At 36.0% G+C, this 5,984-nt stretch carries 5 protein-coding genes and 1 riboswitch; of the genes, 1 reads left to right on the top strand and 4 read right to left on the bottom strand.

Annotated features, from left to right (window positions below; all coding sequences use genetic code 11):
* Nucleotides 1–64: 64 nt before the first annotated feature.
* Nucleotides 65–170, top strand: a riboswitch (SAM riboswitch).
* 143 nt (nucleotides 171–313) lie between these two features.
* A complete protein-coding gene (psiE, locus tag BIV60_RS27340) occupies nucleotides 314–757 on the top strand; it encodes a phosphate-starvation-inducible protein PsiE (RefSeq protein ID WP_071358813.1) in 444 nt (147 codons plus the stop codon).
* Nucleotides 758–969: 212 nt separating this feature from the next.
* On the opposite strand, the gene BIV60_RS27335 is transcribed toward psiE, so the two are convergent.
* The 4 genes from BIV60_RS27335 to BIV60_RS27325 all read right to left on the bottom strand — a co-directional run bounded on the left by BIV60_RS27335 (nucleotide 970) and on the right by BIV60_RS27325 (nucleotide 5,798).
* Nucleotides 970–2,640, bottom strand: a complete 1,671-nt coding sequence (locus BIV60_RS27335) for a ribonuclease J (RefSeq protein WP_071358812.1) — start codon at nucleotides 2,638–2,640, stop codon at nucleotides 970–972.
* A gap of 264 nt (nucleotides 2,641–2,904) precedes the next feature.
* A complete protein-coding gene (locus BIV60_RS27330) occupies nucleotides 2,905–3,921 on the bottom strand; it encodes an AI-2E family transporter (protein ID WP_071358811.1) in 1,017 nt (338 codons plus the stop codon).
* Between the two features lie 467 nt (nucleotides 3,922–4,388).
* Nucleotides 4,389–4,544 carry a hypothetical protein gene (locus BIV60_RS29980; RefSeq protein ID WP_177177413.1) on the bottom strand — a complete coding sequence of 52 codons (156 nt, stop codon included), beginning with the start codon at nucleotides 4,542–4,544 and terminating at the stop codon, nucleotides 4,389–4,391.
* Between the two features lie 783 nt (nucleotides 4,545–5,327).
* The gene (locus BIV60_RS27325; protein ID WP_071358810.1) at nucleotides 5,328–5,798 is read right to left on the bottom strand and encodes a GNAT family N-acetyltransferase; all 471 of its coding nucleotides are present in this window, start codon (nucleotides 5,796–5,798) and stop codon (nucleotides 5,328–5,330) included.
* Nucleotides 5,799–5,984 lie beyond the last annotated feature (186 nt).

The following is a 5,984-nucleotide window of genomic DNA, read 5'->3' as shown; positions in this document are numbered from 1 at the left end:
GTGTTAAATTATGCAGAATTGTCTTGACGTTTGACTTATCAGTTGTTAAATTTATAAAAAATATTTCTTATCCAGAGAGGTGGAGGGACTGGCCCTAAGAAACCTCAGCAACAGGTCTGACAAGACACTGTGCTAATTCCTGCGGGTGATGATACCTTGATAGATAAGAGTTTACTTTTTATTTGTCAGTGACGCACTCATTTTTAGGGTGCGTTTTTGTTTTTTGGATGAGAAAGAGAATCATGAAAGGAGATAACGGTAACCGAATAGGTCAAAAAGGCAAGTTGTATGTTTAAATGAGAGGTAGATATCTATGTTTAAGGAAAAAAACGACTTTAATACACTTTTGTACTGGATTCCAAAGGTTCTTCAATTATTTTTGAATATGTCCCTTGTATTATTAGGAATTATTTTATCTGTTTTACTTATTAAGGAAATAATTATCTTCATTCAGATTTTGCTAGAAGGCGGTAATAATGACTTTAAACTTTTCCTGGCCAATATCCTAATTTTCTTTTTATATTTTGAGTTTATTTCAATGATAGTAAAATACTTTAAGGAAGAATACCATTTCCCGATTCGATATTTCATCTATATTGGTATAACGGCAATGGTACGAATCATAATTGTCGATCATGAACATCCGGTCAATTCCTTATTTTATGCGTTAATTATTTTAATTCTAATTATTGGGTATTTCATCATTAATTTTACCCCTCGAGAAAGACCAGATAGCACTATAAATCATAAAAAATAGCATTTATGTGAAGCCCATCTTAGAGTCGAGTCAGGACAAGGATTGTTTTCCCTGTCCTGATTTCTTATTGACCGGCTTCTAGAAGGTCCCCATAACTTTCTGTTCATTCGGTTGGGTATTATGTGGGTTCGGTTCTAATGCAATGCCAATATCATCAAACCGATAATTTTTAGGTAGGCGGTTAATTCATTTTTAAAAAAACTTCCCCCCTATTAAATTTCAATAAGTATAGGAACAATCATTGGCTTTTTCTTGGTATATGTATATACATATTGTCGTATTGATTTTTTTATTTGTTTTTTCATTACATTCCATGAGTTCCTATTTGCTTCTAGTAGCTCGTTAACAGTTTTTGTAGTAAGTCGATTAACGTCTCTTCGGAGTTCCGAGAAATCTCTATCTACAAATCCACGAGAAAAGGTATCGGGTTCAGAAATCAGTTTTCCTTCCGCTTTGCTCATAGTTAAAACAATCATGAGCATTCCATCCTCTGAAAGCTGTTTACGGTCTCGTAACACAATTTCCCCAACATTACCGACATCCCCCCCGTCTACGTAAGTATTCCCAACCGGTATTTTCCGAGTCTGCCGGGCAATGGTATGTTCAATATCGACGACATCGCCATTCCTGATGATAAACGTGTTTCCTTGCTCTACTCCAACAGATTCAGCTAACAAACGATGATGGTGTAGCATTCTAAATTCACCGTGAATGGGGATAAAATATTTGGGTTTCATTAATGTAAGCATTAGTTTTAAATCTTCTTGATAACCATGGCCAGAAACATGCATTCCGGATGTACTTCCTGATCCATAAATCACGTTGGCTCCAAGTGCAAAAAAGTTGTCGACGATACTCGTGACATTTCGTTCATTCCCGGGTATTAAACCTGCTGCAATGATAACCATATCTTCAGGTAAAATGTCGACACCACGAAAGTTTCCAGTGGATAGGCGGGCAAGAGCAGCCATTGGTTCTCCTTGACTCCCCGTGCATAAAATAACCACCTTTTCAGGAGCCATTTCATTGATTTCATGTGGGTGAATTAACATTCCATCAGGAACTGTTAAATAACCACGTTCCATAGCAACCGCTATGACCTTTACCATACTTCGTCCAAGCAACGCAAGTTTTCGATTTGTTTTTTGCGCTACATTCACGACTTGTTGAACGCGGCTAATATTTGAAGCAAAGGTAGAAAAAATAACTTTGCGTTCGGCTTTCATGAAAGTTGCTTCTACATGTTCACCTACCATTTGTTCCGATGGAGTCAAACCAGGACGTTCTGCATTGGTACTCTCAGACAATAGAAGCAAGACCCCTTCATTGCCGATTTCAGCCATTTTATGAATATCCGAATGCTCATTATTCGCTGGGGTTAAATCGAACTTGAAGTCCCCCGTATGTACTATATTGCCCTCTGGTGTGTGAAAGACCATTCCCAAGCAATCAGGAATACTATGGGTCACTTTGAAAAAGCTTACACTCATTTCTCCGATTTTCAAGTTTGAGTTTGAGTTGATTTCAACAAGATCGCTTTCTCTTAGAAGTTTATGTTCTTTTAATTTGATTTCAATTAATCCTAATGTGAAGCGTGTGGCATAAACGGGTACATTCAATTTTTTTAAGAAGAACGGGATCCCCCCGATATGATCTTCATGTCCATGTGTGACAATTAAAGCCCTAACTTTATCTTTATTTTCTACTAAGTAAGCTATATCAGGAATAATCAAATCAATTCCTAATAAACTTTCATCTGGAAATTTATTGCCACAATCGATAATCACGATATCGTTTGAATATTCGATTACATACATATTTTTCCCGATTTCATTCAAGCCGCCTAAGGCGAAGATAGATAATTCATTCTCTTTCGTACTCAAATTTATATCCTCCCACTTTAAATATAATCTTAGTATGCCCTTAGGTTTTCGCTTTATCAGTGGGTTGAATGATCGAAACTTCCTAGGGGTACAGATACGATTCGAGGAATGAAGGGCCACTATGGGGGAAAATATCATTTAAACAATTCTGATAAGTTATAGTAACATAAATGACATGACCCAAATGTAGGAAACGTCAAATAGCAATTAACTGCTAACTGGGCACGCAAAAAAAAGAAGTAGATTGGTGGCTACTCTCCCTATCTACTCTTCATGTGTTTGGATATGAAAAAGGTCTAATAGGAACATCAGTAGTGGTATCCCCAACAACATCCCCCAAATCCCCAAGAAATACTCCGAAATAATAAGGGTTAAAAAAGCAAGAAAGATGGGAAGCTTGGTTTCGTGTGCCATTAATCGCGGATTGAGTACATAACTCTCCATAGCGTGAAGAAACAAAATCATCACCACGACGGCAAAAACCTTCGGAACTCCCCCTAGAGTGAACCCGATAATTGCAAGCGGAATAAACGAAATAATAGCTCCCACCACGGGAATGAGACCGAACAGAAACATCATAAACCCTAAACCAATCACCTGTTGGAACCCTAAGATTGCAAGAGTAATGGTGGACAACACCGCATTGATAAAAGATATTAAGATTTGTATTTGAAGCATTTTTCCAAAGGTATTGGCAAAATTGATACCCAAGTATTTGTAGTACGAATAGAGAAAACTCACATTACTGGTTTCCAATTTGCTACAAAAATGCTTAATTTCCTTTTTCCCGAGTAACAAGAGAAAGCTCAATAGGAAAGCCATGACCACTTGTATACTCACTTCACTCACATGTGGGATGGCGTAAAAAATGGATGTCAACGTATCTTTCGTATACGCTTCGATATTTAATCCTTTTAAAAAGGATTCGACCCGAGGATTCAATTGATCGGTATATTTATCAATATTAAACGTAATAAGTTTGTGGGAGATTCCCATTAATTCTTTTGCGGAACGATTGATGTAGGTCGCCAATCCAAAAACGATGGAAAACACTATGATGATATACATTCCCACCGTTATGACTTTCTCCCTAATCGGCATGATGTTTGAAAGGGTTCGATAAAGAAACTTTTGTACACTGTTCAACAAATACGAAAAGATAAACGTCAATAAGAACAGATTGAGCAATCCTCGGACACTCAACAAAAGGATCACCAACAAAATTAAGGCTAGTACCTTTTTTACTCCTTCTTCCTGAAAAAAACGTTTCAATGTGTCCATATAATTAATTCCTCTTTCCTTAGCGGTTTATAGCTCTCTACTGTTATAATCCTTTTTCGAAAGTTTCATTCCTTGGAAAAGGTGGTCAGTGTAGCAATGGAGAAATATCACGCAATAAATGCGATATCCGCGTTTTGCGTAGGGCCCTTATGAGAAATTGACTGCATATTTTCTTAAAGGGGTCTCGCCGATTACCCATCATTATCCCCAAAACGAAAAAAACGCTATTCTTTCTGTAATATGATAAAAAAGATGGTATTCTTAATGTATAACGAGGTTTCAAATGAACTTACTCTCTTTTCACAGGAATTTCGCCGACATTTCGCGGATTTTATAAGGAGCATTTTTTTCCCTTGTACATAAAATACTTTGCGGTCTACAGTAAGAACCCTGTCAAAGAGCCTATAAGAAAAAGCGATCCTCCGTTATGGAAGAATCGCACCTTGTCATTATTCCTCGGTTGTTTTTCATTTTGATAAAATTTTTTTTGGCTTTTCCAATTGTTCCTGCTGGTCATTAATCAAACGGTTTCCAAAACTCGGGAGTGCCTTTTCTTCTTTCCGTTCTTTCCTCTTTCTAAGCCATTCTCGAACCCGTCTACGCAACCTTGACAGCTTCTTCATCGTTCTTCACCCCAATCACCTTCATATTTCTCCTTCGGCAATCCTACGGGTTTCCATTATGTGTTTCATTTGTAGTATATATTTTAATTTTAACAGGTTATGGGCAAGATAAACAAATTCCTGTCTTTTTTTGTTACAGCATTGAAAGGAAAAAACTCCATCACTGTATTTCCACAAAATATGTCCTTGTACAGAAATCCTGCCCAATAAAATAAGGAAGAGCACAATTCATACTTCAAAATTGCTCTCGAATAACACCACCCAAATCCACAGGAATGTTATTTAAGATAATATGTTTACCTTCTTGAACTCAATTGCAGAGAGTATAAAAAAAACTCCTCCAATCATCCAAAAAGGCTCCCAAAAAAAGAGTCTCCACCTTAGAGCAAAGTTGTCAATCTGAAGAGATAACAGACCAATACTTGAAAGAATAAGATATACATTGACGGAAAAGGGAAGTTCGGAATTTAGGGATTATCGGAGAACATTTAAACAAATTGTTGAAAATGAAACAGCTGATTGACATTTAAAATTGTAATTTGACACCCTACTACACATATACACATAATTAAAATGACACTAATGATACAAATGGCCCGGCTTCAAGCTGGGTTTGGTTTTATCATTTTCCTAATTCCATTAAATGGCCCGATTGTGGAAAAAAGCTAATGACGATTGTTCAACTCCCCTTTAGTGCAAGAAGAAAAGCTGCCACAATGACTGCTTGATCTACAACTCTTGCAATGGATAGTTGAATAAGGGCTACCATTTTTATTGGGAATTTCAACTTAATTCCTTTTCAAAACTGAAGAATACCTTACCTTTGTATGTTCTCTCATTAAATTTAATAAAACCTAGTGAGGTCCAAAAATTTAATGCTTTTTCGTTTGTAGAATGAACTGCTATTTGAATACATTTTACTTTTTTATCTCTCATTAATTTTTCATATGTCATATATAGTTTTTTTGCATATCCTAAACCTTGATATTTTTTATGTATAACAAGTAAACTTAACCAAGGTTTTTGAAGACGAGGGCTAGACATTCCATAATCAAGAATACCTATATACTCATCCCCTTTTTTTACTAAGTATCTCTCAACAGCTAATTCCTCATCTTCCTTATGTTCTTTTAAAATATCATCTTCCTCAAGAAATTCTTTATCAAACGCAATTAAATTATACTCCACATTAGAATTCATAATTTCCTTTTCAATGTCTATTTTATTCAATTCATTTTTAATCAAGTTAAACATATTTTCTCCCGCCCCTTTTATTAAGGCTCTTTTCGTAAACTTTGTTGCTTTTGGACCCTAATAAGAGGCAAATACTTAAGTTTCTAGGCAATTTTCGCAAATGTTCTTACGAAAAGATGCCACGAAGCATTTAGTTATACGGGTTGATGATCTTATACGAAAAACAACAATCTATGCGAAAATAGC

The organism is Bacillus sp. MUM 116, from assembly GCF_001866655.1.
Classification (GTDB): Bacteria; Bacillota; Bacilli; order Bacillales; family Cytobacillaceae; genus Neobacillus.
Note: the sequence above shows the minus strand (reverse complement) of the source record. Positions and strands in the feature narration are given on the sequence as shown.

Coding starts and splice junctions, on each gene's coding strand:
- psiE (WP_071358813.1), top strand. CDS start 314: ATGTTTAAGGAAAAAAACGACTTTAATACACTTTTGTACTGGATTCCA.
- BIV60_RS27330 (WP_071358811.1), bottom strand. CDS start 3,921: ATGGACACATTGAAACGTTTTTTTCAGGAAGAAGGAGTAAAAAAGGTA.
- BIV60_RS29980 (WP_177177413.1), bottom strand. CDS start 4,544: ATGAAGAAGCTGTCAAGGTTGCGTAGACGGGTTCGAGAATGGCTTAGA.
- BIV60_RS27325 (WP_071358810.1), bottom strand. CDS start 5,798: ATGTTTAACTTGATTAAAAATGAATTGAATAAAATAGACATTGAAAAG.